A 25711-nucleotide genomic window follows, 5' to 3' on the forward strand; every position below is an offset into this window, starting at 1 on the left:
AAGGCCTCTGTTCCTCCGACGCGCGACAGTATCTTCCCGGACACCAGCTTTGGGAAGCGCCAGTGCAAATCAGACGCTATTCCGCTGTAATTCATCGTGCCACGAAGTGCCAGTGGGGCGTCATGCCGAGTCGGACTATTAATGTCAGTCTACACCAAACTCGACGTATGCGAGTCGCGGCAGTCGGAATCGGTGGTGCTGGGGGCCGGATCGTTGAGCGGCTATGGCAGGACAATGAACGCCGCGAAACAACGTATCTCGGCGCAGCCTGTGCCGTCGACACGGACACCGAAGCGCTCGACGAACTCGACGCACTCCCGGCCGACCGGCGGTATGCCTTCGGACTCTCCGAAACAAATGGGACCGGAACGAACGGGGACCGAACGAGCGGCACCGCCGCCATCGAAGACGAACGGCTCGAAGTTCGTCGGGCGATAGACGAACTGGTGACAAGCGATATCGACGCCGTCGTCCTCGTGGCCGGGCTTGCAGGCGGGACGGGGAGCGGCGCCACGGCCCACATCGCTGATGCACTCAGAGAGGTTTACTCGATTCCAGTCTACTGTCTGTCGGTGTTACCCGCCGGCAGGGACGACGACGCAGCCGCGAACACGATGCAGGCACTCCGGGCGCTGGAATCGACCGTCGACGGGCAAATACTGTTCGACAACGAAGCGTGGCTCGGGAGTGGACAGACGGTCGAGTCGGCCTCCGAGACGCTGAACGAGACCGTTGTGGCGCGGCTGGGGGCGCTATTCGCAGCAGGTGAGGCGACGGCACCCGACGCTGTCGGCCAGAGTGTCGTCGACGCCAGCGAAATAATCAATACCCTCTCAGACGCGGGATTCACAACGCTTGGCTACGCCAGTCAGGATCTGCAAACGGGTGCTGGCAGCGGTGACGGAACGGTCATAGACCAACTCAAGAACCGCTTTCTCGGTGACAACGCAGACGATGTCGACGAAATCGAGGCGTACAACGCCGTCGAGACGACACTTCGCCGAGCGGTGCGTGGCAAACTGACGGCCCAGTGCGAGCTGGATTCAGCCGATAGAGCCCTGGCTGTGTTTGCCGGGCCGCCCGCGTGGTTGATTCGGGATGCTGTTACCGACGGGCGACGATGGCTCACGGAGGAACTCCAGTCACCCGAGGTGCGGAGCGGCGATATGCCGACACCCGACCGGGACACGCTGTCGGTTCTGGTCGTAGTTAGCGGCGTCACGGAACTGCCGCGGCTGGTGGAACTCAAAACGCTGGCCGAACAATCGACCTAAAGAACTCGGATCGGAACAGGTGGTGGACGCGCCAGTCAAGGCTATTTTTCGAAAGCGTATCTCGCCCAGCAATAGAGGCGGTTTCACAGAGGGGGCCAGAGCGGGAGCCCTGGGCTAATGTATCACAAGCGAAATACACTTTTATGCCCCGCTGGAATCAGCTTTGAGCGATGTCGGTCCGGTTGCTCCACTACTCTGACATTGAGAACGCCTGTGACGACCCTGTGCGAATGGGTCGGCTTGCCGGAACCATCCAGTCGATCCGCGGGGAGGACGCAGTAGTCGCTGGCACCGGCGACAACACTGCACCGGGTGTCCTCGCCCATTACTGCGAAGGGCGTCAAGTGATACCGTTTTTCCGGGCAGTGAGTACCGACATCGGGACGGTAGGGAACCACGATTTCGACTTCGGGACTGCTCCCATTCTGGGCGTGGTTTCAGAGAGTCCACAGAAGTGGATCGTCGCGAACGTTTTTGAAGGGGAGAGGGAGGGCGGGCGTGGCGTTCCCTTCGCTGGGTTAGACGGAACGACAGTCCTGCATCGAGATGACCAGCGAGTCGGATTCGTCGGCGTAATCGATCCTGCGACTCCCCGGATTGCACCCACCGGCGCGTCAGAGCTGACCGTGACCAGTCCTGTCGAGAGCGTGCGGACAGCGGTCAGCGAACTCGGTCACAGTGTCGACCAGTTCGTCGTTCTCGCACACTTGCGGAGCGACTTAGAGACCGACGTTGCGGCCGTTGATGGCGTTGACGCGGTCCTTGGCGGCCACGTCCACAGGGAACGCCACGAGGTTGTCGACGGAACACTGGTCGTCCGTCCCGGAGCGAACGGACAGGTGGTCTGGGAAATCGAACTCTTCAACGGGAATCGCTCGCCGATTGCCACCCGTCATTCGACAGCCGAGGGACCTATCGACGAGTCCGTGGCTGACACGACCCGCGAACAGCTGGACGATGTCGGTCTGCTGGAGACTGTTGCCACTGTCGACGACCCGATCCATCGGGACCTTGACCGGCGAACCTGCGGCGAGAGTCGTGTTGGCAACCTCGTGGCCGACGCCTATCGCTGGGCGGCTGATACCGACGTCAGCTTCGTCCACAATGGCGGTCTCCGAACGGGTCGCCCCCTGTCCGGCGAGGTCACCGCTGGCGAGGTGGCCAGCGTAAACCCATTCGGCGGCAGGGTAGACGTCCTCCATGTCTCGGGTGAACAACTACGAACCCTCTTGCAGGCTGCCTTCCGTCCCCACCGCGAGGACGGACGGCTCTGGCACGGCGACATCAGCGGAATGACTGTTGAGTACAACACCGAGGCTGGACGGCTACTGGGGGTTGCCGTCAACGGGCAGCCTATCGAAGCCAGTCGAGAGTACAGGCTTGCCACCAACTCCTATGTCGCCTACAGCGATGACTGGCCAATCCCACATGAGGCAACCGTTGATTCGTTCGGTCTCCCGTTCAAGGCCGTCGCAGACTATGCTCGTGAAGAAGGCCTTACTGTCCGAGTGGATGGGAGACTCCAAGAATGCTGACCAGTATCCGCAACGAATCCCGCTCAATATGAGCTACGTCTTCATTGCACGGTCAAGTACGTCCCGGATGAAATCACTTTTTTCAGCAGTGTATTTCTCTCTCGTCTCCGGGTACTTCTCCGCTAGTGCCCGCTTTATCGACGCATATTGTTCGGCAACCTCTGGATGGGCTCTAAGGTACTCTCTGAAGGCGATTTTTTCGTGATAAAAGTCACTATCCCGTTCCGCGAGTGAAAGGTAGTGCGTCCGGTTCGTGCGTGGTCCTTTGGCGAAGAATAGCCGGCCGCGTACGTCGTCATCGGCTCGGTATTCATACCCGTTCTCTTCAAAAGCCGGAATCAGGTCTCTCACAGCTTCCAAGTCTTCGACAACAGCGAGTATGTCAATTATCGGTTTCGCTGGCACTCCTTCGATTGCGGTACTACCGATGTGTTCGAAATCGAGCAGTCGCTCACCTGCAACGGCTTTCAGGTGTGCAACTTCGTTTTCATAGCGGTGTTTCCACTCCTCTTGATGCGGGACGAGTTTGACTGTCCCGCGTTCTAATCCAAGCATTAGTGCCGTGAGCTGCGTTTCAAGCAAATGTTTGTTACACGAACTGATAGAATTTTGCTCTGCGCTGAGTGATTCAGGAGTCTTGGAGATGGTGTGTGAACAGTTCTATAACACCCTTACTACAGAGAAGTTCTGGGACGGCCAGTTCCCGAAGGGGACCGTCTAGAAGTATCCAATACGCCGAGCCCTGCGGTGACGGACTCGCCGTCAACCCCGGCAGTGTCGGCCAGCTATAGGATGGTATGGGCAACTTTGCGCCGTTTCCAGCGACAGAACACAGCACTGCACAATAGCTGGGTTGGAGTCGGTCAAGTAACAGCCTAGTTGCGGGAGCGGTGGACTTACACTTTCTATCCAACAACGAGCGTGTCATAGAATCCTCCTCATAGTGTGAGCTTCTCACGACCCGGGTCGTCTCCTCGCTCGAAATTTGTGATTGCGACAACGATGCGGAGACACAGCGCAATGAACACCTCTGTTCGTGCGTGGACGCGGCCTCGGGCGCGAACGTGCCCGAGGCCGCAGTCCTTCACCGCATCGTTGGTGCGTTCGACTCCTGTACGGCGGTTGTACGTCTCATCCAAGACTGATTGCTTGAGCTGAACCTCCTCACTGTGTTCCTTGACATCCGTTCTAGGCTAAGGCTGAGTTAGCAGGAAAACCACCAGATGTTACCGGGATGAGAAACCGGTGGAAAGTGAATGAAACTACCACCGGATGAGGTAATCGAAGAGCGGTTGGTGAATACTTTTCCAAACAGCCGGCTGCGCGAGCTGGCTCGCGCAACCGGACTGGTGCAGCGCGACGGCGGGAAGTTGGAAGCTGACGCTCTGTTCTGGGCGCTTGCGCTCGGATTTCTCTCAGCCGGGCACAGAACAATCGAAGCGTTCCGCCAAACCTACATCGATACCTTTGGTGGCACGATCAGGTACTCATCCTTCTACGAGTGGTTCACGCCTGAACTGTGTACATTCCTTCGAGAGGTCCTCAAGGAGGCCCTTGAGGACCTCGATCACGAGAGCGACCGTCTCCAAGGACGGTTTGAGGAGTTCCGTGAAGTCTTCATCGTGGATATGACAGTCATTACGCTGTTCCAGGAGCTGTTTGATGAGTTCCCTGGCTTTGGTGACGACCACGCTGGAGCGAAGCTCCACGTGGTCGAATCAACCAGTACAGGCCTCCCTACCGAGTTTTCTATCACAGACGCTCGCACGCACGAGTCAACGCAGTTGTCGACTGGACCATGGCTGGAGAACGCACTGCTGCTGTACGATCAGGCGTACTTCGAGTACCGGACGATGGACTTGATCGACACTAACGGCGGCTGGTTCCTGACGCGGTTGAAGCCAAACGCACAACCGAAGATCGTCGACGAACTCAGGGAATGGCGTGGCAACGCCATTTCTCTGGAGGGAGAAAAAGTTCAGGATATTCTGGACGATCTGCATCGTGACGTGATTGATGCCAAGAGCGAGGTCGAGTTCAAGCGACGCGTCTACAACGGCACGCGCAGCCGTGCCGTTGAGACGTTTCGCGTCGTTGGTGTCTGGAACGAGGACCAACAGCAGTACCACCTCTACATCACGAATCTTCCAGCTGACGACTACGCTGCCTCAGATATCGCAAAGCTCTACCAAGCTAGATGGGAAGTAGAGCTTCTCTTCCGTGAACTCAAGACTACATACGCCCTTGACAAGATGGATACAACCAAACCAGAGGTCGTTGAAGCGCTCATTCTGATCAGCCTCATTTCACTCGTTGTGAGCCGGACACTTCGAGAACTGTTCATCGAGATTCTCGAAGACAACTGCAGTGACGACGACATTGAGCCGTCGTCACTGCTGCCACGAGAGCGCTGGGCAAAGGCTGTGAGCCGCCGGAATGATCGGATACTCCGCCGAGTCGCTCGGCGACTCGGCTATGAGACGCCAAGTCTCGTCAAATCGCTGATGAACGACGGATTGAACCCGAACGCTCACCGTACCTTATTGCTTGAGGAGGTACAGTACAACTCGTTTGACGCCAAGCTCGCGTAATCCAGCGAGAACGCTGGATTCGCGTCGCTGGTTAGCTGCGCTACTCGGTCCAGATGGGCAATTCAGTGCTTCTTCCTCCTGAGAGAAGTTCAGGCTGTCACACACGAGCAGATCGAATCTTCAGCGCCAGTTATTCACCGTAGATGTATCACCAGCTCTGGCACAATCTCTGTCAGCCGAATCAAGTTAGACTAGAACGGATGTGTTCCTTGATACGGTCTTCGACCCTGTATTCGATATCGAGCGGGTCATCAGTGTTTCGTGGGTTGTACGGGGCGACTGGTACAATCCCTACTTCCAGCAGGAAGTCGTGCCACTCAAGAATGTCGTAGGCACTGTCTCCAAGCATCCAGATCGGTGTCCCGACGGCGAGCGCGTCTTTTGTGACGCGCATCGCCGTCTCAGCGTCTGCCTGCTTGCGTTGGGTGAATTCTGCTGCAATCGGGATCTTTGAACCGGTCGAAACGATCGTACAGCCGAACCCGTAGTAGTGCTCTTCGGCCGTTGAATCGTAGTTCCACGACGCATCGTCGTTGTACTGGATCGCTTCAACGTGCGTCGAATCGATAGAGTACGTTGAGTTGAGCAGGCCGCGGGCGGCGGCCTGCTCGACGAGCCTCTGGAAAACATCATCGATGACGTGTTCTAGGTCGGTGAGAAACCGGTCGATTGTGTCTCTGGATGGCGGTTTGTCGAGCCCGCAATAGTACCAGACGAGGCCGTGCTGAAGTTCTCGTGCAACCGGGCGTGTACCGTAGACATCCTCGTAGTAGCAGTGCAGAAAGCCGCGAAAGAGGTCTGGTGGCTGATGCACCCGTGTTCGCCCCCTCGAAGCGGGGGCGAACACGTCGTACTCTAGCAGAAACTCGAACTCAAGATGCTCAAACAGCGGTACTGTCTCGGTAGCCGCGACATTCAAGAAGGCGTCTACCGAATCCAAATCTTGCAGGGTTGCGGTTGTGCTGGACACACTTTCCGCACCCTGCTGCTTCGTATGTGACCCTTTCTATGACACGCTCAACAACTCTAAGTCATGGTCTCCAGACAGACGAAAACCACCCTCCCATTCATTGTCGTCGCAATGCTGCTCTGGTACGTCTCACTGGGCAGTGTCGCCACGTGGGTATCTTGGGCCGTTCTCGTTGGCTTTGGCGTCGTGTTGCCGACAGTACTCACCAGCTATCAGCGGGATGCAACAGAGAAATGAACGACCTCTACAACCGTCTCGACCAGTGGCTCCGCAACCGTTCGCGCGCTGAATACGCACTCCTCACAGGAGCCATGACGGCGTCGATACTGTTTGGGATTGGCGTAGCCATCGGGAGGCCACTCGGCTCCGACGCAATGATGCTTGGACTCACAATGACGGTGGTCTACTACTGGCTCGATCCCAATGCGAAGCGATAAACAGCGACTGTCGGCTGATCCACTCGCCCCAATACGCGTTATTTCACGACTTCTGGTCTTCCGTGACGAGTTTTGTAAGCCGGGGGTATTCCATCGCGATTTTCAGGGGTCCCGCGTGGTACTCCTGTTTTGGAATGTCCCTTAGCCCAGCGTCTCGGAGTTCGTGTCTGTCCACAAAGTCGAGCGTGCCCTCAAACTCAGCCCACGTATCTGAACGTCGACAAATACCTTCCTCCGAGGACTCGTCGTAGGGGAACCTCAGTCGGCGCTTCCAGCCGGGGAAGTAGACACGTTTTTACTGATCGATTCTAGATTTCGTGTTATGGCAGTAGATAACAATCGATGTGAGACCGGCCGTGCTGCCACGCTTCCTGATGTTGTTCCATTCCATTTACCTCATTTGACACGGCAGAGCTGGGAATTGGGCACACGCTCTATTCAAGATGAGCAAACGGTGGAGCTCGGCAAATGGTCCTATCAAGCTGGACAGTGGTCGCTATCGCTGTTTGAGGTGACAAGTGAGACCGCCATTATCCGTATCCAGACACCAGTTGGCCGAAAGCGGTATTATGGGGCAATTCAGTCAGAGCTCCGCTCGGCGCTTCAAGAACTCGAAGCGAGCCCAGCCTGGCAGAAAGTTGTGTGAGTAGCGCCGATGTATTGCTGGCCGAACTCAAAACCGACCAGAGCCGAAAGCTCCTGCTCTAGCAACTTGAAGCAGACGGGTGCTCGTTCTGTGGCATCAATTTAGTGTCGGAGCGCGACCTACAGAACGAACCTGTCGCTGACAACCACGGAACACCATCGGTTGCGAGCGTCTTTGAGAGTGCTGCCGGCGAGTGGAGAGTGGTTGCATTCACACCTTGCGGAGAAAATGCGACGTAATGGCAGATAGAGAGATTGTAACCCCGAGTCACAAAACTTTTCGATACCAACCAGATACTGATTAGTTAGGTACTGGCCCCGCTCAATCGCTCCCTACTCCACCCCAAACGCATCGACTGGTCCGGGGCTAGAACCTGTCGTCGTAGATGACGACCCCAAACGGTGCGTTGCACGCCACTCCCCCCGCCTGCGGCCACTATTATCTTTGCCTGCTTCAAAGTAAATTTTGTCTGTAATACTCGTCTGTAGTAATTATCTGTGATAGGATTCTGGATCAGGTTCTGAAACCCACGGTCTCGGCATTTGAACCGCTTCTCCCGCCTGTTCCCACGCTCCGTGTATAAACACGCGGTGCGAGGACACCGCTGACTCGTGTACTCCGGATCTACGTCATCCGACGACACACCGTCACGAGCCATCTTGTACGTGATCAGATCTCGAAGCTTGGCGAACGGCACCGAGTGCAGGTGGCGGTTCATCCGGGTCCCGTAGTTAATCAAGTCTCGCATGTCTTTGGGGTCTCCAAAGACGATGGCCTGATTCTCGAACTGCGAGACCCACCTAACGACGTCACGCGACATCTTGTGGAGCTGGTCGTGAACAGAGTCTCGTTTCTCCTGTCCCACGACCGTCTTGAACGCGGTCTGACCTGCCTCTTGTATCCACCTGCGCTTCGTGAAGCACTCATGCCGTCGACGCTTCGCGTCCAGGTATTCGAGAACGAGCGAGTCCTGTACGTTGCCGCTTTCCCAGTTCATCGGGGCGAGTGCGACGCGGTTCTCGTTGATGTCCACGCCGACCACGTATTGGATTCGCTGGCGTGTGGACATTGGCGTCTGTGTTGGTGACGGTGATGTGGCACTGTCAGTCGCCACGATGTTGGAGGAGTTCCGCGGTACCGACACGCCACGCGGAGTTGTTGAGAGCAGTCGTGAGAAGATTGTGGTGGTCAGGACTGCCCTTCAACTTGCCTTTGGTGTGGTGGTATGGTTTCGCTGAGATGCGGAAGCGGTGCGTGTTATCGTCGGTTTCGGTGATGCGGTAGCCTTCGCGGTGGTTCATCCGCATTGGATAGGGTTCGTGGATGTAGGGGTTGGGTGCGCCCCAGTCCTCGTTACGCCCTCGTCGTAGTTCGTGAGGGCTCTTACCGAACTGAGTGAAACAGTACCCCGAGAATTACAGCATCCCGCCGTAGGCTAGTTGCTATGTACAATCAAACAGCCTTCGGCGGGATGCTACAGGATATTGTTGAGCTCACGTCAATAGTGTTGCGCCCAGAGCCGCTCGATGAGGAAATCGAGCGGCGCTGTAAGCAGGCATGGGAACAAGCTCCTTGCCCGGAGTGTGGTGAAACCGCCATCCAGTCCGGGGACGGCAGTCCCCGGGTCTGGTGCACCAACTGCCGCTATGTCTTCTCCTACACCCGCAACACGCCCTTCGAAGGCCGCACTCTCTCTCCTGGCGAAATCGTCATTGCGTTCGTCCTCTATGCCGACACACTTCTCAGCATCCACCAAATCACCCAGCTCTTCGAAGCGGTCTACGACACGGTTCATTCCACGATTCGAGAGGTAGAAGCCGCCTTCCAGCGCGGCTTCTACCTCGTCTGGGAGCGCATCCAACACGCTATCGACGGCCCAACTCAGATCGACGAAACCGGCCACAAGTGCTCTGGTTACAAGGGACAGACGCCGCCGCGGGATGGGCTTTCCCGCGGCGGCTCTGGGGAAGGGGGGCGATCACGGTGGGAAGGAGCACCTGGCGATACCATGACGCTGATCGGTGCCTGTCGTGATGTACTTCGTGTAATTCGCGCCGAGCCAGGTGCTCAACCGGAAGAACTCAAACCAGCACTTGATGAGGTAGAGATTCTCTCAGGGAAACTGGATGAGGTCTGGCACGACGGGTGGCGCGGGTACGCGCCACTCGTCTACAAGAACGAGCAGACCGTTGTTCACTCCGAAGAATTTGTCACTGATGACGGCGTCCACATCAACCAAGTCGAATGCCTCTGGTCGCTAGTGAATCCATGGCTACAGAAGTTCCGCGGCCTCTCCAAGCCTGGATTGGAGCAGTCCGTCCGAACCTACGGGTTCGTACGGACGTTAAACCTCGCTGGAGCACCACTACACGGCCTTCTTGACTGCTTCGTCGTCAACGTGTTTCGCTGAGTTATGTAAGAGCCTCGTGGGCTCTTACCGAACTGAGTGAAACAGTACCCCGAGAATTACAGCATCCCGCCGTAGGCTAGTTGCTATGTACAATCAAACAGCCTTCGGCGGGATGCTACAGGATATTGTTGAGCTCACGTCAATAGTGTTGCGCCCAGAGCCGCTCGATGAGGAAATCGAGCGGCGCTGTAAGCAGGCATGGGAACAAGCTCCTTGCCCGGAGTGTGGTGAAACCGCCATCCAGTCCGGGGACGGCAGTCCCCGGGTCTGGTGCACCAACTGCCGCTATGTCTTCTCCTACACCCGCAACACGCCCTTCGAAGGCCGCACTCTCTCTCCTGGCGAAATCGTCATTGCGTTCGTCCTCTATGCCGACACACTTCTCAGCATCCACCAAATCACCCAGCTCTTCGAAGCGGTCTACGACACGGTTCATTCCACGATTCGAGAGGTAGAAGCCGCCTTCCAGCGCGGCTTCTACCTCGTCTGGGAGCGCATCCAACACGCTATCGACGGCCCAACTCAGATCGACGAAACCGGCCACAAGTGCTCTGGTTACAAGGGACAGACGCCGCCGCGGGATGGGCTTTCCCGCGGCGGCTCTGGGGAAGGGGGGCGATCACGGTGGGAAGGAGCACCTGGCGATACCATGACGCTGATCGGTGCCTGTCGTGATGTACTTCGTGTAATTCGCGCCGAGCCAGGTGCTCAACCGGAAGAACTCAAACCAGCACTTGATGAGGTAGAGATTCTCTCAGGGAAACTGGATGAGGTCTGGCACGACGGGTGGCGCGGGTACGCGCCACTCGTCTACAAGAACGAGCAGACCGTTGTTCACTCCGAAGAATTTGTCACTGATGACGGCGTCCACATCAACCAAGTCGAATGCCTCTGGTCGCTAGTGAATCCATGGCTACAGAAGTTCCGCGGCCTCTCCAAGCCTGGATTGGAGCAGTCCGTCCGAACCTACGGGTTCGTACGGACGTTAAACCTCGCTGGAGCACCACTACACGGCCTTCTTGACTGCTTCGTCGTCAACGTGTTTCGCTGAGTTATGTAAGAGCCCTAACAGAAGTTCAAATGAGGAAGCGTATGATAACGACCGTCGTCTACGCTGAGTCTGGGGGGACATACAAAACGACCATGACAGCAAATCTCGCGGTTGGGTTCAAACGGATGGGACTTGATGTCCTCGTGATCGATTTGGACCCACAAACGGGCAACCTCACCTCACTCTTCGACGTCGGTAAGAACCGTGGAGACCCGGAGGCTGACAATCTCGTAAAGCACATTCTTGAAATGCCAGACGGGGACTTCGACAACCTCATCGAGACCTCTGAAGAGGGTGTTGATATTATTCCGAGTCACGATATGCTGGGCGATTTCACTTCCAATCTTGAGCAGAAGATTTCCTACGAAACGGGCATGAAGGGAATTTCTCGAGACGAGTATCCCCGCTTTGAACTTCTCTACAATCTTCTCTGGGAGCAAGAGCAGTTGAACGAAGAATACGACGCGGTCCTCATCGACCCTAACGCACGCGCTGAAGACCTGCTCTACAATGCCATCTACGCGCTTCGGACATTGGTGGCACCTGTCAAGCCAGCTGGAAAAGGAAGTCTCAGTCTTGATGGTCTCGAAGAGATGGTCGGGAACATGGGGACTGCGTTGGACATCGAAATCGGGCTTTCGTGCGTGGTTCCATCCGGAGTCGGCCAGACAAACGCCCACAGGCAGTATCGCGATCAGTTCGAAAATACGGACGCCTTCGCAACGCCAGTGTCGATCGGGTCACGCGAGAGTTTGATGGACGCCATGTGGGAAGCCCGTGGCTCCGCGTTCAAAGTAGTAGAGGAGCGGTGGAAGACCTACGAAGAGGACGAGGAGATGGTCTCAAAAAAGGGAGAGCGGCGAGTGCCCGACCGTGAACTCGAGACTCTGGATAAACTTTGGCAACTGGCGGGGTTCATTGCGACTGAGACGTTCGATGTCGACGTTGATGATAAACTGGTCTTAGATATCGACGACTATGGAACCGAGACGATGCAGTTTGACCTCACCGCTAAGCCGGAGGTGGCTGACTAATGGGGGGCGATTCATTCAAATCAGGATCAGGTAACCTCAGCTTCGGAGATGATCAGGAAGAAGCAGACGACGAGCCAGCGGAAGCCGGTGAGGAAATCGATGACATCGCAGACGAGGAGGCGGACGATCGGCAACCCAAGGAAGCCACCCCTGAGGAGGTAGATGACAGCCGGGACTTTTCTGAAGCGAAGGGGGCCAATAGTCCCAACGAAGAGAGTACGACGAGCACTCCCACGGCCAACGATGCCGAACCACACCAAACGAGTGCTCACCAGTATCCGTACTTCGTCCGTCGGAGTAACGTCGGGGACGAACGAGACAACCGTCTCGAACTCTTCGCTCGCGATAAAGTCGTTTCGCGAGAAGCGGAGTTTCGGAGCCAGCTTGCTTCGGAACTCGGAACGGACGACATTGCGAAGACGGACGCTCGTGAGTATGCGCTTCTTGCAGCGTTCGACAACGTAGAGGCCGTTGCAGAGCTCATGAGAGGAGACGGATACGGAGAACTCGATTAATCGTAACAGACGGCTGGCTTACACTCGAAACAGGGTGTATCTCGCACATTCTCATCCAATAGTATAACTGCTGCTGACAGTAATCGAACTAGATAGACTGTTCTGGATGCTATCATTCGATATTTTGACAACACGGGAGCCATCCTGTTCGTTGATCCGAGATTCGACGAGTCATGCAACAAGATCCAGACCGTTGCCTGCAAACGCCTAGGCTGTGACTCAACGACTCGATCACGATCGCTAGTCGCACGTCTGATCTCACCGATTGAAGCCGTATTCCACAGAGTGCGAGAACCGGTCATTTACTGAGTGGTTCGGCTCTGTTTAAATACGGAAAGCCCACTCGGGAGAGATATCTCTCCTGAGTGGGCTGTGATAGGTATGAATGGTGGCGGCGAACCGCGTTTCCCAGAGGCTCGCGCACTCCAGTACTCCCCGGAACGCTGGTGGGCTTATCTTCCGTGTTCGGGATGGGTACGGGAGGCAACCCCACCGCTGTGGCCGCCTAACGTCGAGTCACGGAATCGAACCGCGATAGTACCAGTCTCGATTAACTTTTCCACCGTGTGATTACGTGCGATCCAGATTGCGCCTGGACTCGTTCAGCGACGAGTTAAATCGTCGGTGAATGAGTCACAGTGCGTATGAATGATGGCTTTGGTCTGTTAGTGCTCGTGGGCTTAACGTCTCGTTACCTCGACGCGCACACCCCGAGTCTATCGACCGCGTCTTATACGCGGGACCTCGGCGGTGTCTCTTTTCCAAGTGGGTTTCGAGCTTAGATGCGTTCAGCTCTTACCCCGTGTGGCGTGGCTACCCGGCACGTGCTCTCTCGAACAACCGGTACACCAGTGGCCACCAACCGTAGTTCCTCTCGTACTATACGGTCGTTCTTGTCAGACACCATTACACACCCAGTAGATAGCAGCCGACCTGTCTCACGACGGTCTAAACCCAGCTCACGACCTCCTTTAATAGGCGAACAACCTCACCCTTGCCCGCTTCTGCACGGGCAGGATGGAGGGAACCGACATCGAGGTAGCAAGCCACTCGGTCGATATGTGCTCTTGCGAGTGACGACTCTGTTATCCCTAGGGTAGCTTTTCTGTCATCAATTGCCCGCATCAAGCAGGCTAATTGGTTCGCTAGACCACGCTTTCGCGTCAGCGTTCCTCGTTGGGAAGAACACTGTCAAGCTATCTTTTGCTCTTGCACTCTTCGCCGGGTCTCTGTCCCGGCTGAGATAGCCATAGGGCGCGCTCGATATCTTTTCGAGCGCGTACCGCCCCAGTCAAACTGCCCGGCTATCGGTGTCCTCCTCCCGGAGTGAGAGTCGCAGTCACCGACGGGTAGTATTTCACTGTTGACTCGGTGGCCCGCTAGCGCGGGTACCTGTGTAGTGTCTCCTACCTATGCTGCACATCGGCGACCACGTCTCAGCGACAGCCTGCAGTAAAGCTCCATAGGGTCTTCGCTTCCCCCTGGGTGTCTCCAGACTCCGCACTGGAATGTACAGTTCACCGGGCCCAACGTTGGGACAGTGAAGCTCTGGTTAATCCATTCATGCAAGCCGCTACTGATGCGGCAAGGTACTACGCTACCTTAAGAGGGTCATAGTTACCCCCGCCGTTGACAGGTCCTTCGTCCTCTTGTACGAGGTGTTCAGATACCTGCACTGGGCAGGATTCAGTGACCGTACGAGTCCTTGCGGATTTGCGGTCACCTATGTTGTTACTAGACAGTCCGAGCTTCCGAGTCACTGCGACCTGCTCCGTTCCGGAGCAGGCATCCCTTCTTCCGAAGGTACGGGACTAACTTGCCGAATTCCCTAACGTTGGTTGCTCCCGACAGGCCTTGGCTTTCGCCGCCATGGACACCTGTGTCGGTTCTCGGTACGGACACTATGCTCGTCTTTTCATGGGCCCCAGGTTGAATCACGTTTCCCTATACCGCCGTTCGTCCGCTTCCTGCCATTACGGCTTCCACGGAGTTGGACGGTTCGACCGGGCGAATGCCCGGCGTGATCGACCCCAGGGCGTCAACTTTCACTGCATAGTGGCACGGGAATATTAACCCGTTTCCCATTTCGTCATAGTCGAGTTGCGGTATGACTTAGGACCGGCTAACCCTCAGCTGATCAGCAGTGCTGAGGAACCCTTATCCATTAGGCCGTCGGGGTTCTCACCCGACTATCGCTGCTACTATGGCCAGGATTTTCGTCACTAATCGGTCCACAGGAGCTCTCGCCCCCGCTTCCACCCAATTAGAGCGCCAATCTACTCGATTACCAGTATGAGTGGTACGGACAGGTCTCGGTGGTGGATTTGAGTCCCGATCATTTTGGGCGCCTCAAACCTCGGCCGGTAAGCTGTTACGCTTTTCTTAGAGGGTAGCTGCTTCTAAGCTCACCTCCCGGCTGTCTAGGGCTCGAGACCACCTTCAGAGGATTACACTTAATCCACACTTGGGGACCTTAACCTATCTCTGGGTTGTTCCCCTCCTGGTACACAGGCTTACCCCGCGCACCGGAATCCCCGCGTCAAACGGCGTCTGTAAGTTTGGAGTTTGACAGGTGTGCCGACTCCTCTCGGAGGCGGACACACCAATCGGTCGCTCTACCTCACAGACTACCTCGGCGGAGGTCATGCTTCGACATGTTTCGATTGGAACCAGCTGTTGCCGGACTCGATGGGCCTTTCACCCCTACACATAGATCACGAGAGGGTATTGTAGGACACCAACTCTAACAGACTTCCACGTGCCTTTCGGCACGCTTCATCTTGTCCATGCGTAGATCGTCCGGATTCGGGTCGTGTCCACATGGCTCCCCGCCCTTGAAGACGGCGGCCCTCGGGCAAAGCCCTGCGGCCATGTCGGTTTCCCTGTGCCTCCCCGGATACTCCGGTTAGACTTGCCATGCAGACACACTCCCTGGCTCGTTTTTCAAAACGTACGACAGAACATCGGCTTCCCGTGAGTCTTACTGGACGCTCGCGCGTCGGTCATTCGTCAAGGGACCTTGTATGCCCTGTCGCTCGATCGCCAACTGATTTCATGCTCTATTTCGCCTCCCTTCTGAGGGTACTTTGCAGCGTTCGTTCACACTACTTGTTCACTATCGGTCTCAGGTTGTGTTTAGCCTTCGCAGTCGATGCCTGCGTTATTCGCGAGGGATATCCAACCCCCGCTACTCTGGCACTACCGCACGTCGTACTGGTCTCGAGTACGGGGTTGTCACCCTGTATCACGCTCTGTTCCAAGAGACTTCGTCGAGATGGTCGGACGATGAGAGGTAGCCCTGACACCACATTGCCCGTGAGGGCTTCGGTTTGGGCTGTATCGCGTTCACTCGCGGTTACTGACGACATCACATTGCGTTTTCTGTTCCTCCCGATACTGAGATGTTTCAGTTCTCGGGGTTCCTCATTGCGCGAAGCAATTGTTAGAGAGATTCTCATTCGGAAATCCATGGTTCTTCGCCTCCGTGCGGCTCCCCATGGCTTATCGCAGCTTGGCACGTCCTTCATCAGCGCCTGAGCCGAGCAATCCACCAGCTGGCATAGTAGCCAACGTCGTTGTGACTCGTTCAACTGAACGAGTCCAGTGGACGCCTGGATCGCACGTACACACGGTTTCATACTCGCCCCCAAGGTGGAGATGGTGGGCGAATCGACCCTTCCCAGGCTCGGTTTTACCCGGCCTGGTGCATCTGTCGTCGTATCACATTCGAACGCCGTCCCACACTTAAGGGGACGGATTTCGAAGCGATACGGAGTACGGACCCGTCGGGAGTTGCACCCGACATCCCCGTGAGGGGATATCCGCCTCGGATAGGTCTTGTGAGCCCAGCGGGCCCATGCAGTAGTCGGTGCTTACCGACTCGCGGTGACTTGTGGTCACCAGTCAGTGTAGGTGGGTCAGGGCAGAGCCCTGATCCCGGTCAGTAGGAGGTGATCCAGCCGCAGATTCCTCTACGGCTACCTTGTTACGACTTAAGCCCCCTTGCGGAGCCCAGATTCGACCGTCGCATGACGGCCTCATCCGGACCCCACTCGGGTGCTTTGACGGGCGGTGTGTGCAAGGAGCAGGGACGTATTCACCGCGCGCTTCTGACACGCGATTACTACCGAATCCAGCTTCATGCGGGCGGGTTTCAGCCCGCAATCCGAACTACGACTACGTTTGGAGATTAGCTTCGCCTCTCGGCGTTGCGTCCCACTGTCATAGCCATTGTAGCCCGCGTGTTGCCCGGTCCATTCGGGGCATACTGACCTACCGTTGCCCATTCCTTCCTCCATTTTAGCAATGGCAGTCCTCCTAGTGTACCCAACCACCGCAGGGGTGTTGCTGGCAACTAGAAGTGTGGGTCTCGCTCGTTGCCTGACTTAACAGGACGCCTCACGGTACGAGCTGACGGCGGCCATGCACCTCCTCTCAGTAGCGTCGAGTAAAGTCGTCAACCTGACTGTCATTACTACTGTCGGGACCGGTGAGATGTCCGGCGTTGAGTCCAATTAAACCGCAGGCTCCTCCGGTTGTGGTGCTCCCCCGCCAATTCCTTTAAGTTTCATCCTTGCGGACGTACTTCCCAGGCGGCTCGCTTATCGTCTTCACTACGGCACATCACGTGCTCATGGCGCGTGACATACCTAGCGAGCATTGTTTACAGCCAGGACTACCCGGGTATCTAATCCGGTTCGAGACCCTGGCTTTCGTCCCTCACTGTCGGGTCCGGTCTCTCAACGTGGTTTCCCCATTGGTGGTCCGTCCAGGATTACAGGATTTCACTCCTACCCCGGACGTACCCGTTGAGTCTCTCGGCCCCAAGCTGTGTAGTTTCCACCGGACGCCGACCAGTTGGGCTGGTCGATTTCCCAATGGACTTACACAGCAAGCTACGGACGCTTTAGGCCCAATAATATCGGCCATCACTTGGACTGCCGGTATTACCGCGGCGGCTGGCACCGGTCTTGCCCAGTCCTTGTTCCTGAACCACCTTACGGTTCAGAAAAGCGAGGGCTATATGCCCTCACACTCGGAGTCCCCCTATCGCACTGTCGTGCAGTGTAAAGGTTTCGCGCCTGCTGCGCCCCGTAGGGCCCGGTATCTTGTCTCAGATACCGTCTCCAGGCTCTTGCTCTCACAACCTGTACCGATTATCGGCATGGTGGGCCGTTACCCCACCATCTACCTAATCGGCCGCAGCCACATCCTACAGCGCCGGAACGTTTCTAACTCTCTGCACTCCAGCATGAGAGTTATATCCGCTATTGGCCTCAGTTTCCCGAGGTTATCGCGGTCTGTAGGGTAGTTTGGCCACGTGTTACTGAGCTATATGCTACGAGTCTAAACTCGTGCAACTAGCATGGCTAAATCGGACTCCGATAGCAATGGCCTCCGGCAGGATCAACCGGAATGTGCTGATATACATCAGCGGCGGAAGTGGTTGCACTCCGTCGGAAGCTAACACATTGGTTCCTACACCAATGTTGACTACTGCATGGGTCCGTGGGCTCACATCAGATTCCATCTTAACGGCGGACCGCAGGGGTGGAATCCTCATACACGAACACGAAGCCTCGGTGGCCTCGCGTTCTAAGCGAGTGACCCAACCCACCGCGGAGGTGGCGTTGGGGTGTCGTTCCGGGAATGCTGCCCGGCGCGACCTTCGCATTACATCCGATGGGAGGGGAGTATATAAATGGACGGTCTTGGACCCGCCATGTTCAGGAACCACACGGCACACGCGTGGCATACACACGGGTGGTTCCAGTAGTGTATTGGACCGGCGAAGTTGAGCGACAGTTAGAAAAGTATAGTCAAGTTTTGAGGGATATTATCTGGATATCGGTGGAGGATTTCATCGCTCAGGTCGGCACAATCCGCGATTCAGAGGTGAGAAATAAATCAGTTGCGCGTAGGGAGTCTCCTTTATCACCGACGAGAACGGACTCGTTACGCCCCAAAACGGTTGCAGCGATTGCTGCGTCCTTTGCCAATACCGCTCCCTTCGCCGTCATCTGCGGTTAGCTATGCATTCACCGAATAGCCGACCAGCACGGCGGGAAATGCTTAGGTTCGTGTTGGCCAGCGCGGATGAGTCAAGCACGACTTCTATGGGCGCTCCGCGCGTGTGTGCGCGACCTTCACTTCCCCGTCCAGTTTGACCCCGTACGACGCCGATGTACAGTTCCAAGACTGTTATCGCCGAAATCACCAGTGGAATATTCGCTACTTCGAACTCACGTTCCTTCTCAACGGCCGCTACGACAGCGTCGATGATATCCAAGATAGGGCTCGTATCGAAATCATTCGAATCGCCCTGCGACATCACGGGCTTCATTACGGTCGTCCTGACCAGCCTGCCCGATGATGTCTCGCATATCGGCTACCTGACCTTCATCGAACGCACCGCGAAGGTCTCTGAGAGAACGCCCCGTCGATGAGTCGTGCTACGGCGTCGCTGAACGACGCATTGTCACGTTTCTTCGCTTTGATCGTAGACATCTTCTCAGGACAGATTTGATGTGGCATGTTGACAGCGTTAACGCTCCGTCGAAATCAACAGTGAGGTGTTGCAAGTCGGGAAATCAGACCTTCCAGGGGGGAGAATGGAGTATATGCACACCCACTCCAGCGCGAGAAGTTTGAGGCGCTGCTTCGGCGTGTCAGCGATGGATAGTGCTGGAGCAATATTCAGGGTGGTTAAGCCGAAAGATACAATAGATGGAGCGGGTGAGAAGGTCAAGAGCCGGTACGTTGCACTGGTTGGTCCGAGGTAGTGCGGTTTTCTCCGGAAACAGTGGTGTGTGTTTTCCTCGTCACATCGTGGCGAACTCCTCGCCGGAGTCGGGCAGGTACTCAATGATACTTTGATGTGCTCCAAACTCGCCAATAATCGTCTGGAGAGCATCAACGACAGTCGCAATATCGCGATTGAGTTCATGCTGACGGTACGTGCCACCGTCCTGACCACGATGTTCCATCTCAGACAGTGTGAGATTGAGAATTTCGAAATCTGAGAGAAAACTGCGCATTCGGCGCGCAGTTCGCGGTTCTCGGCCCTGAAACTCACAGAGCTCTTTATATCGCTGATAGACAATCCGAGAGCGGGCGGGTGTTTCCCCCTCTGCAGCAAGCGTGGTCAGCGCATAGAGTGTGAGTTGCTCGTGTTCAGTGAGGTCGCGCATAATGTCCATGCTCTGTTGGGCCTCAAGCTTCTCCTGAGCGCGTTCGACATGATCAGTCGTAACCGAGTTTGCGTTTTCAGTGCGAGCGAGGTCGCCAGCCTTCCGCAGAAGCGTGATCGCCCGTCGGGCATCACCACCATCCTGGCGACCGAGTGCGGCACACAGCGGGATGACGCCATCCTCAAGCGCACTCTCGTGGAAGGCTATCTCGGCCCGTTGTTCGAGGACCTTCTGGAGTTCTTCCGTGCCGTATGGCGGGAACGAAATCTCCGTCTCACAGAGAGATGACTGCACCTTCGCATCGAGCTGTTCGCGGAAGGTCGAATCGTTACTGATCCCAATGACACCAAGCTGGATATTGTCGATATAGCCGTTGTTATCGGCACGGGTGATCTGGTAGAGGAAGGTATCATCCGTGATGTGGTCGATCTCGTCGAGAACGATGATAACGCTACCAGAAAGCTTATTCAGTTCATTCCAGAGGAGACGATAAACTTTGGATTGAGGATGGCCGGTCTCAGCGATATGGTTCTCGTGACCGCGAAGGTTATTCACGAGGCTGATTGCAGCCTGATAGCTCGTACTCAGCCCATCGCAATTCAGCGAGATGACGGTGAGATCGACTTCAAAATGGTCCGCTGATTCTCGGAGTTCATTAAGTAGAAAGTTCGTCACAGCAGTCTTCCCGACACCAGTCTTTCCATAGATGAAGATGTTATCGGGGTACTCACCATTGATTATCGGCTGTAAAGCAGCTTCATATTCCTCAATCTCGTTGTCCCGGCCAACGATATCATCCGGCACATACTCGACTTTGAGTGTATTCCGGCGTTTGTACAGCGTGTCGTCCGGTTGAAAACGAGGACCCATATTATGCGTGAATGAGTGAGGCTACCACAATAGTTGTTTCGACCACCGTTTCCGCTATTTCCAGTATAACCAGGACTGGGTGGCCCTTCCGATATATGGGGAGGACCCCACTGTTTCCACTATATCACCTGCGCTCTATCGCGGTGCGGTTGAAGACCAGTAGAATGGAATTAGGTATCTACGAGATACCTGCCGCTTGGCGCTATGTGGAGCGATAGTACCCCACTATTTCCAGTATATAGCGTGTCGTGGGTGGACTAGACACACCCCACCGTTTCCAGTAAATCGGAGTCACTGTATCATGAGTTGTGACAGATGGGTCAGACCACTGGGTTCCAGTATTTCCAGTAAATACCTTTTTATAAGAGTTAGAGACCCCACCGTTTCCAGTATATCGGTGAAACAAGTGTAATCAGGAGACGGAAGTAGGATGGGATGGTGTAGATTATTGGTACACCCTCCCCCCACTATTTCCAGTAAAGAACAGCGAAGTAGCGACGACTACAGAAAATGAACTTTGAACTAGGGAAAGGTTTATAATAATAGCATTATAGCTAGACCGTAGTAGAGCTAGAGCGGTGTTGTTGTAGGGACTAGTTCTAGTGAAAGAAATGAGGTGCGGAGCCTAACTTACCTGTCCTACTAGCTTTAGTGGAAATAGTGGGGGGTGGGTGGCCATTCTTACTTCTTCTATCCTAATGTGTAATTCTAATAGTAGAAATAGTGGGGTCTGACGGGTGTCAGACAACGGGAGTTGGAACCCGAAACTTCACGGAATGGCATACGGACTTCTTGGAATGCTTGGGTTGCTGGTGTATCTGGTACAAAAAGAGCGTCAAAAGGCTGGCCCGACCTGACTAATATCTCTGTCCGCTCAAGTTCCTCACTGATGTCCCGGATAGGGCAAATCGGTACGTTCGAAGGTCTACCTTGCAGTTAGTTCACTCGCTTTCACAGGTGAAGAAACTATATCCAACGACTGGTCTCACAGGCATGGGACCCATTTTTTAGCCCCAGTCTGGTGAGGGCCGTTCCAGTGAGAGCGTCCTGACCGTACCATGGGAAGGCTACTGAAGGCGATCAAAACGGAAAATAACATCCAGCAACCGAACCCACTGAAGCGCAGTTTCCAGAACTTACTGTTGATTGTCACGTAGTACCTCAGAAACAGGATACCGGTCTGAAGTTCCAGTCACCGCTCGTAGTTGGGGGACTCGCTCCGAGAGTTCCACAGGCGTGTGGCTGTCCGATCCAAGAACGAACTGGATTCCATACTCAGTGAACAGATCTAGCACCGCTGGGTCAGGATGTACCCGGCCAAGTGATCCATGGACGCGGCCAGCATTCACTTCAGGGATTGTTCTGGAGTATCGTTGAACGTGCGGTCGCAATTCTTACAGAGATACCGTTGAAACTCTCTGTAGCTGCCGTTTCTGACCGTCCGGTCAGAACGGCAGCGAGGACAGGTAACACCGTCACGCCAGCGAACCTGCTCCAACAGGTCTGCTGCGACCGATTCCAACCCAAACACATCGAGCGGAATCATTCGTGTCGGGCACCGCTGGCGCGGTGCCCTTGTCCTCTTCGACTCCGCACCTACCGCTCTCCAGTATCAACAATCTCCTATGCAAGAGCGGCAGAGTAATAGTCGTTCCTACTCCACTGCGTTCGTACTTTGTGTCTCTCTGACGAGTAGAGGATACGGAGACAGTGTCTCAAAGGTTTCCGAGATGGCTTCGAGCACAACCTCTCGAATGTAGCTCCAGTTGTAGCTTAGAGATTCATTTCACCGTTTAGTATATCGGTTTCAAGGGCTCAATTGAATCCGGCGAATTTCGGCGTTTCAGCGTTCAATTGCCTGCTCCACGTTGTAAACGCCGGCTATGAGCGTTATCTCCCGGAACTGGCGGAACCAGTCACGCGCTCGGACGGCGGAGCCGTGCGAGCGCTTGATTGAGGAGTTGACGGACTCGGTCTGTGATCGCTGACCATAGAGCTCGTCGTCTATTCGGGCGTTGTGTGCGTGATCGTAAGGAGCGAAAACACGGTGCTTGATCAGCGGACGAATCCCGGCGTTTCGAAGCTCCTCACGGAAGCTCATGTCATCATAGCCTTTGTCAGCGGCCAAGCTTCGAAGGTCGCCCGCGTTCCGCAGGGCGACCTTCGGGCCGATCTTGGTTTCGTCAGGCCACTTCGTGCTGCAGTGTAAGTCAAGAATCAGTCGATCACATCGACAGCCGCGTAACCCCGTTTGATTACGGTGAACTAAACCGAACTAGCTGTGGAGCATCTTCGAACCGCTGGTGAGCATGATTTTCGGGATGGACCGTCGCTGTCGGCGGCGGACTGCCGCCGACGCGACAGTGTCACCACTGACGACCGCCGTCCGGCCCGATGGACAGCTACCGGAAGAACCGGCCGTCAAGTGGTTGATTCGCTGGAACAGACCTGCGGACACCAAGTGCTGTCCAAGCTGCGCGAAGCGTCATTTCGCAAAACTCCGTGAACGACCACTGCAAGAGGCGGCGCCCCCCACGGCGGGGCGCCGCCACGTACCTCCAGTGGAGATATCGCCAGCTGTTCTGAAGCAGTAGGCTCACTACAAACATTACCAACCGTAGTCCAGCATCCTGAGAACTAGTGAAAGCGAGGCTCTGCTTGGCTAATCGGTAGCTTGATTCGATGCCGAAGCGCTTGCTGTAGTGATCTCGTGCATCTCGTGGCGTGTCGATAAAGGGCGCGTCAGCGGCGTAGCCGTGACGCGCCACCCCGTGTTCGTCGTACCGTCCCTGCTGGTACACGCAGTCGATGAACACAGGGAACTCCACCTCGCCAGCGAGATCGTGTTCGATCTCGCGGCTCCAGCCTTTGCTGAGTTTGTTTTGAATCGTCTCACCCCACTTGACGATCGGCATCACATAGGCGTAATTGTGCGCGTACAGCAGCTTGAGACAGGTGCTGTTGTAGAAACCTCGATCAAGGTAGACGGCCTTGACGCCGAGGTCAAGGCCGTCAAGGAGTTCAAGAAACTCACCGAGGACATCGCTGGTGGTTTCGCCAGCAACGAGCTGGCGAACCGCCAGCGTGTATCGCTTGTTGCGTACGCGCACGTAGAGCGTTGCATAGGCGTGAAACGTCGTTGTTCCACGCTTGGCCTGTGAGGAGTACAGAGCCTCGGTTTCGTCCTCATCACCGTAGTAGGGATCGAGGTGGAGGTCTGCGCAGACCTCCACCGGTCGATCTGGAAGTGTCTCAAGCGTATCTCGTTGAAGCAGCGTGTCTCCAACCGATTCAACCGAATCCAGTTCAAACTGATCGCTGAGATGTCCACGGACGGTATTAGCGTGTGGTGAGTCGTCAGTCGTTTCGCAGACGTGATTGATCGAGGTCCCGCCGGCGCTGGCGCCGGCGAGGACCTCATAGAGCGTCTCTGCCGTGACCTTGACATTCTCGCCGAGATCTAATGAAAGTTCCTCGTCAAGACTATTGACGACAAAATTAAGCAGGTGCTCTTCTTCTATCTCGCTGTCTGCTTGGGTGGCTTCCACACTCTTCCCAAGTAGACGCTTCCTCTAACCCGATGTGATCGACTGAGAATTGCTCCCTCAGCTGTATCTACGAGAAACGTCGTCTGGATCGTTTTGACGGAACGATCAATCCGTCGCAAGTAGTGAGACGATGCCTGCTGACGGTCGAAGTAGGTGGCATCAATTGCGGCGTGACCATTCTGGTCCAGCAGCTCCGCCGACCGGCGGAGCAGCTGTCGCCAGACAGTCATCGATGCCCGTTTGAACGCCTTACACAGCGTCGAAGGCGCGGGAAACTCCCCGCGTTGAAGATTCAATACCGCTCGAACACGTTCCATCTCTTCGGCCCAGTCGATGATTTCCTCGTACTCCGCGCTCATGTGTTCGCGCAGATAGAGCAAGACTGCGTGCTTCCAGCCGGCAAACCCGTTGCCGGCTGGATCACTCAGTTCCATCAGCGCAGCGTCAGTAAGCTTTTGAGCGAGCGAAGCCACTTGCTTCACGAAGCGGAAGAGGGTGTTGTGCATAACATTACTCTCCCGCTTCATACCCGTGATTCTAACGACCTATCCCGGCGCCGTCTGTGGATTCAATTGAGCCGTGTCAGACAGTATTCCAAATCGGAATTCGATACGCCTGGGCTTGAGCTCGCCTGGGAAATGACCACTGATCTGGAGTTTTACTTAACCACTTGCCAGGTCTGGATCTCCGCAACGAGTATCGCACTAGGGATTATCGCCGAACCTGGACTAGCGGCTCTGATTGAACCGGTGTTTGAGAACACCACGTTCGCATCGGTCGGGGCTGGCTCGTTACTCGGCTTTCTTATTATCAACTTAGTCCACCTCACGCACGGGGAACAGACGCCTACCTACCTTGGTGTCGAACGCTCCAAACAGGTCGCCCGGTATGGATCACGACCGCTGTACTGGTTTGCCAAGATACTCGCTCCAGCTATCTGGGTCGGTGATTCGGTTGCAAAGGGAACACTGGGCCTGTTCGGCATCGAGATGACTCAGGCATGGACAGAAACCGAGAGAGAAGTCATCGAAACTCGTGCCGACCTTCGGAACCGACTTGGATCGGTACTCGAAGAGGGTGAATTGCCTGCGGAGCGCCGTGAAGAGATCATGAACGCGTTGACGATTGGTGAACAGTCGGTGAGAGAGGTCATGGTCCCCACCGAAGAAATCATAGCCATCTCAACTGAGGATTCAGCTGAAGCGAACTTCGAAAAGCTTGAGCAGCACCCTCATACACGGTATCCACTAATTGGTGAGGATTTAACTGAATTCCATGGGATCGTCTACAGTCCAGCTCTGTTCAATCATCGTGAGGAACTCGCCAGTGGCAACGGTGCGTTCACTGAACTGGCGGCACCGACGATGACGCTTTCGCCCGATACCGATGTGAGCGACGCGATCGATCAGTTCCAGACAGAGCGACAAGAGATGGCTCTCATCATCGAAGACGGCGAGGTTATTGGACTAGTGACCGTCACTGACCTGCTGGAAACGATTATCGGCGATATCGAAGATCCGCTCGACCAAGACAGCGCTGACGTACTCGAGTAAAAAATGCTTGACCGTTAAGACATACGTCAGTAGACTCGCCATCGCTAATTGTCGTCGGGTCCACTCTTGTGAGACTTGCGTATCTCT

The 25711-nt window shown here is 55.6% G+C and carries 16 protein-coding genes, 3 rRNA genes and 6 pseudogenes; 12 read left to right on the forward strand and 13 right to left on the reverse strand.

What is annotated here, in order from left to right:
- Window positions 1-167: 167 nt before the first annotated feature.
- On the forward strand, window positions 168-1274 hold the full coding sequence (locus BDK61_RS17920; RefSeq protein ID WP_007187980.1) for a tubulin/FtsZ family protein: 1107 nt from the start codon (window positions 168-170) through the stop codon (window positions 1272-1274).
- 170 nt (window positions 1275-1444) lie between these two features.
- Window positions 1445-2809: a bifunctional metallophosphatase/5'-nucleotidase gene (locus BDK61_RS17925; protein WP_121304025.1), complete on the forward strand. Its 1365-nt coding sequence runs from the start codon at window positions 1445-1447 to the stop codon at window positions 2807-2809.
- Between the two features lie 33 nt (window positions 2810-2842).
- On the opposite strand, the gene BDK61_RS17930 is transcribed toward BDK61_RS17925, so the two are convergent.
- The gene (locus BDK61_RS17930) at window positions 2843-3364 is read right to left on the reverse strand and encodes a GrpB family protein (RefSeq protein WP_121304026.1); all 522 of its coding nucleotides are present in this window, start codon (window positions 3362-3364) and stop codon (window positions 2843-2845) included.
- 383 nt (window positions 3365-3747) lie between these two features.
- A pseudogene (locus tag BDK61_RS17935) lies at window positions 3748-3990 on the reverse strand (transposase); the annotation flags it as partial.
- Between the two features lie 75 nt (window positions 3991-4065).
- Here BDK61_RS17935 and BDK61_RS17940 point away from each other — a divergent pair.
- Entirely contained in the window at window positions 4066-5400 is a 1335-nt protein-coding gene (locus BDK61_RS17940; RefSeq protein WP_244209796.1) for an IS4 family transposase, read from the forward strand.
- A 202-nt stretch (window positions 5401-5602) separates the two neighbouring features.
- Here the strand turns inward: BDK61_RS17940 and BDK61_RS17945 are convergent.
- A pseudogene (locus tag BDK61_RS17945) lies at window positions 5603-6370 on the reverse strand (transposase); the annotation flags it as partial.
- Between the two features lie 63 nt (window positions 6371-6433).
- Here BDK61_RS17945 and BDK61_RS23575 point away from each other — a divergent pair.
- From BDK61_RS23575 to BDK61_RS17955, 3 genes are all read left to right on the forward strand, one after another.
- Entirely contained in the window at window positions 6434-6607 is a 174-nt protein-coding gene (locus BDK61_RS23575) for a hypothetical protein (protein ID WP_167467397.1), read from the forward strand.
- Window positions 6604-6807, forward strand: coding sequence for a hypothetical protein (locus tag BDK61_RS17950; protein WP_004966658.1), 204 nt, complete (start codon window positions 6604-6606; stop codon window positions 6805-6807). The genes BDK61_RS23575 and BDK61_RS17950 overlap by 4 nt, the downstream gene beginning before the upstream one ends.
- A 322-nt stretch (window positions 6808-7129) precedes the next feature.
- A complete protein-coding gene (locus BDK61_RS17955; protein WP_011224875.1) occupies window positions 7130-7453 on the forward strand; it encodes a hypothetical protein in 324 nt (107 codons plus the stop codon).
- Between the two features lie 304 nt (window positions 7454-7757).
- Here the strand turns inward: BDK61_RS17955 and BDK61_RS17960 are convergent, their stop codons facing one another.
- The gene (locus BDK61_RS17960; protein ID WP_121304027.1) at window positions 7758-8522 is read right to left on the reverse strand and encodes an IS200/IS605 family accessory protein TnpB-related protein; all 765 of its coding nucleotides are present in this window, start codon (window positions 8520-8522) and stop codon (window positions 7758-7760) included.
- A 34-nt stretch (window positions 8523-8556) separates the two neighbouring features.
- Window positions 8557-8754 (reverse strand): hypothetical protein, encoded by a 198-nt coding sequence (locus BDK61_RS17965; protein ID WP_148709161.1) that lies wholly within the window; start codon window positions 8752-8754, stop codon window positions 8557-8559.
- A 143-nt stretch (window positions 8755-8897) separates the two neighbouring features.
- Between BDK61_RS17965 and BDK61_RS17970 the strand changes: the two genes are divergently transcribed.
- The 4 genes from BDK61_RS17970 to BDK61_RS17985 all read left to right on the forward strand — a co-directional run bounded on the left by BDK61_RS17970 (window position 8898) and on the right by BDK61_RS17985 (window position 12463).
- A complete protein-coding gene (locus BDK61_RS17970; protein WP_121302811.1) occupies window positions 8898-9863 on the forward strand; it encodes an IS1595 family transposase in 966 nt (321 codons plus the stop codon).
- Between the two features lie 85 nt (window positions 9864-9948).
- Window positions 9949-10914, forward strand: coding sequence for an IS1595 family transposase (locus BDK61_RS17975; protein ID WP_121302811.1), 966 nt, complete (start codon window positions 9949-9951; stop codon window positions 10912-10914).
- A 41-nt stretch (window positions 10915-10955) separates the two neighbouring features.
- A complete protein-coding gene (locus BDK61_RS17980) occupies window positions 10956-11948 on the forward strand; it encodes a ParA family protein (protein ID WP_004966660.1) in 993 nt (330 codons plus the stop codon).
- Window positions 11948-12463 carry a hypothetical protein gene (locus BDK61_RS17985; RefSeq protein ID WP_121304029.1) on the forward strand — a complete coding sequence of 172 codons (516 nt, stop codon included), beginning with the start codon at window positions 11948-11950 and terminating at the stop codon, window positions 12461-12463. Before BDK61_RS17980 ends, BDK61_RS17985 begins: the two co-directional genes overlap by 1 nt.
- 386 nt (window positions 12464-12849) lie before the next feature.
- On the opposite strand, the gene rrf is transcribed toward BDK61_RS17985, so the two are convergent.
- The 3 genes from rrf to BDK61_RS18000 all read right to left on the reverse strand — a co-directional run bounded on the left by rrf (window position 12850) and on the right by BDK61_RS18000 (window position 17880).
- Window positions 12850-12972: ribosomal RNA gene (rrf, locus tag BDK61_RS17990) — 5S ribosomal RNA — on the reverse strand.
- 136 nt (window positions 12973-13108) lie between these two features.
- Window positions 13109-16039: ribosomal RNA gene (locus BDK61_RS17995) — 23S ribosomal RNA — on the reverse strand.
- A 369-nt stretch (window positions 16040-16408) separates the two neighbouring features.
- Window positions 16409-17880: ribosomal RNA gene (locus BDK61_RS18000) — 16S ribosomal RNA — on the reverse strand.
- The 16S, 23S and 5S rRNA genes sit together here, the layout of an rRNA operon.
- An 861-nt stretch (window positions 17881-18741) precedes the next feature.
- Between BDK61_RS18000 and BDK61_RS24290 the strand changes: the two genes are divergently transcribed.
- Window positions 18742-18909, forward strand: coding sequence for a hypothetical protein (locus BDK61_RS24290; RefSeq protein WP_208644690.1), 168 nt, complete (start codon window positions 18742-18744; stop codon window positions 18907-18909).
- A 375-nt stretch (window positions 18910-19284) separates the two neighbouring features.
- Here BDK61_RS24290 and BDK61_RS18015 read toward each other — a convergent pair whose 3' ends face one another.
- From BDK61_RS18015 to BDK61_RS18045, 5 genes and pseudogenes are all read right to left on the reverse strand, one after another.
- Window positions 19285-20523 carry an orc1/cdc6 family replication initiation protein gene (locus BDK61_RS18015; protein WP_004966666.1) on the reverse strand — a complete coding sequence of 413 codons (1239 nt, stop codon included), beginning with the start codon at window positions 20521-20523 and terminating at the stop codon, window positions 19285-19287.
- Window positions 20524-21892: 1369 nt separating this feature from the next.
- Window positions 21893-22069, reverse strand: a pseudogene (locus tag BDK61_RS18025) (transposase); the annotation flags it as partial.
- 297 nt (window positions 22070-22366) lie between these two features.
- Window positions 22367-22741 (reverse strand): annotated as a pseudogene (locus tag BDK61_RS18030) (IS5-like element ISHma10 family transposase); the annotation flags it as partial.
- A gap of 184 nt (window positions 22742-22925) precedes the next feature.
- Complete coding sequence (locus BDK61_RS18040) at window positions 22926-24071, reverse strand: ISH3 family transposase (protein ID WP_121302948.1); 1146 nt, start codon at window positions 24069-24071, stop codon at window positions 22926-22928.
- Window positions 24072-24115: 44 nt separating this feature from the next.
- Window positions 24116-24598: pseudogene (locus tag BDK61_RS18045) on the reverse strand (IS5-like element ISHma10 family transposase); the annotation flags it as partial.
- Between the two features lie 45 nt (window positions 24599-24643).
- Between BDK61_RS18045 and BDK61_RS18050 the strand changes: the two are divergent.
- Window positions 24644-25624: pseudogene (locus BDK61_RS18050) on the forward strand (CNNM domain-containing protein); the annotation flags it as partial.
- Window positions 25625-25711: the final 87 nt, after the last annotated feature.

The sequence above is a fragment of the Haloarcula quadrata genome (assembly GCF_003634715.1).
In the GTDB taxonomy this organism is placed as follows: domain Archaea; phylum Halobacteriota; class Halobacteria; order Halobacteriales; family Haloarculaceae; genus Haloarcula; species Haloarcula marismortui.

Coding starts and splice junctions, on each gene's coding strand:
- BDK61_RS17920 (WP_007187980.1), top strand. CDS start 168: ATGCGAGTCGCGGCAGTCGGAATCGGTGGTGCTGGGGGCCGGATCGTT.
- BDK61_RS17925 (WP_121304025.1), top strand. CDS start 1,445: ATGTCGGTCCGGTTGCTCCACTACTCTGACATTGAGAACGCCTGTGAC.
- BDK61_RS17930 (WP_121304026.1), bottom strand. CDS start 3,364: ATGCTTGGATTAGAACGCGGGACAGTCAAACTCGTCCCGCATCAAGAG.
- BDK61_RS17940 (WP_244209796.1), top strand. CDS start 4,066: ATGAAACTACCACCGGATGAGGTAATCGAAGAGCGGTTGGTGAATACT.
- BDK61_RS23575 (WP_167467397.1), top strand. CDS start 6,434: ATGGTCTCCAGACAGACGAAAACCACCCTCCCATTCATTGTCGTCGCA.
- BDK61_RS17950 (WP_004966658.1), top strand. CDS start 6,604: ATGAACGACCTCTACAACCGTCTCGACCAGTGGCTCCGCAACCGTTCG.
- BDK61_RS17955 (WP_011224875.1), top strand. CDS start 7,130: ATGGCAGTAGATAACAATCGATGTGAGACCGGCCGTGCTGCCACGCTT.
- BDK61_RS17960 (WP_121304027.1), bottom strand. CDS start 8,522: ATGTCCACACGCCAGCGAATCCAATACGTGGTCGGCGTGGACATCAAC.
- BDK61_RS17965 (WP_148709161.1), bottom strand. CDS start 8,754: ATGAACCACCGCGAAGGCTACCGCATCACCGAAACCGACGATAACACG.
- BDK61_RS17970 (WP_121302811.1), top strand. CDS start 8,898: ATGTACAATCAAACAGCCTTCGGCGGGATGCTACAGGATATTGTTGAG.
- BDK61_RS17975 (WP_121302811.1), top strand. CDS start 9,949: ATGTACAATCAAACAGCCTTCGGCGGGATGCTACAGGATATTGTTGAG.
- BDK61_RS17980 (WP_004966660.1), top strand. CDS start 10,956: ATGATAACGACCGTCGTCTACGCTGAGTCTGGGGGGACATACAAAACG.
- BDK61_RS17985 (WP_121304029.1), top strand. CDS start 11,948: ATGGGGGGCGATTCATTCAAATCAGGATCAGGTAACCTCAGCTTCGGA.
- BDK61_RS24290 (WP_208644690.1), top strand. CDS start 18,742: ATGATATCCAAGATAGGGCTCGTATCGAAATCATTCGAATCGCCCTGC.
- BDK61_RS18015 (WP_004966666.1), bottom strand. CDS start 20,523: ATGGGTCCTCGTTTTCAACCGGACGACACGCTGTACAAACGCCGGAAT.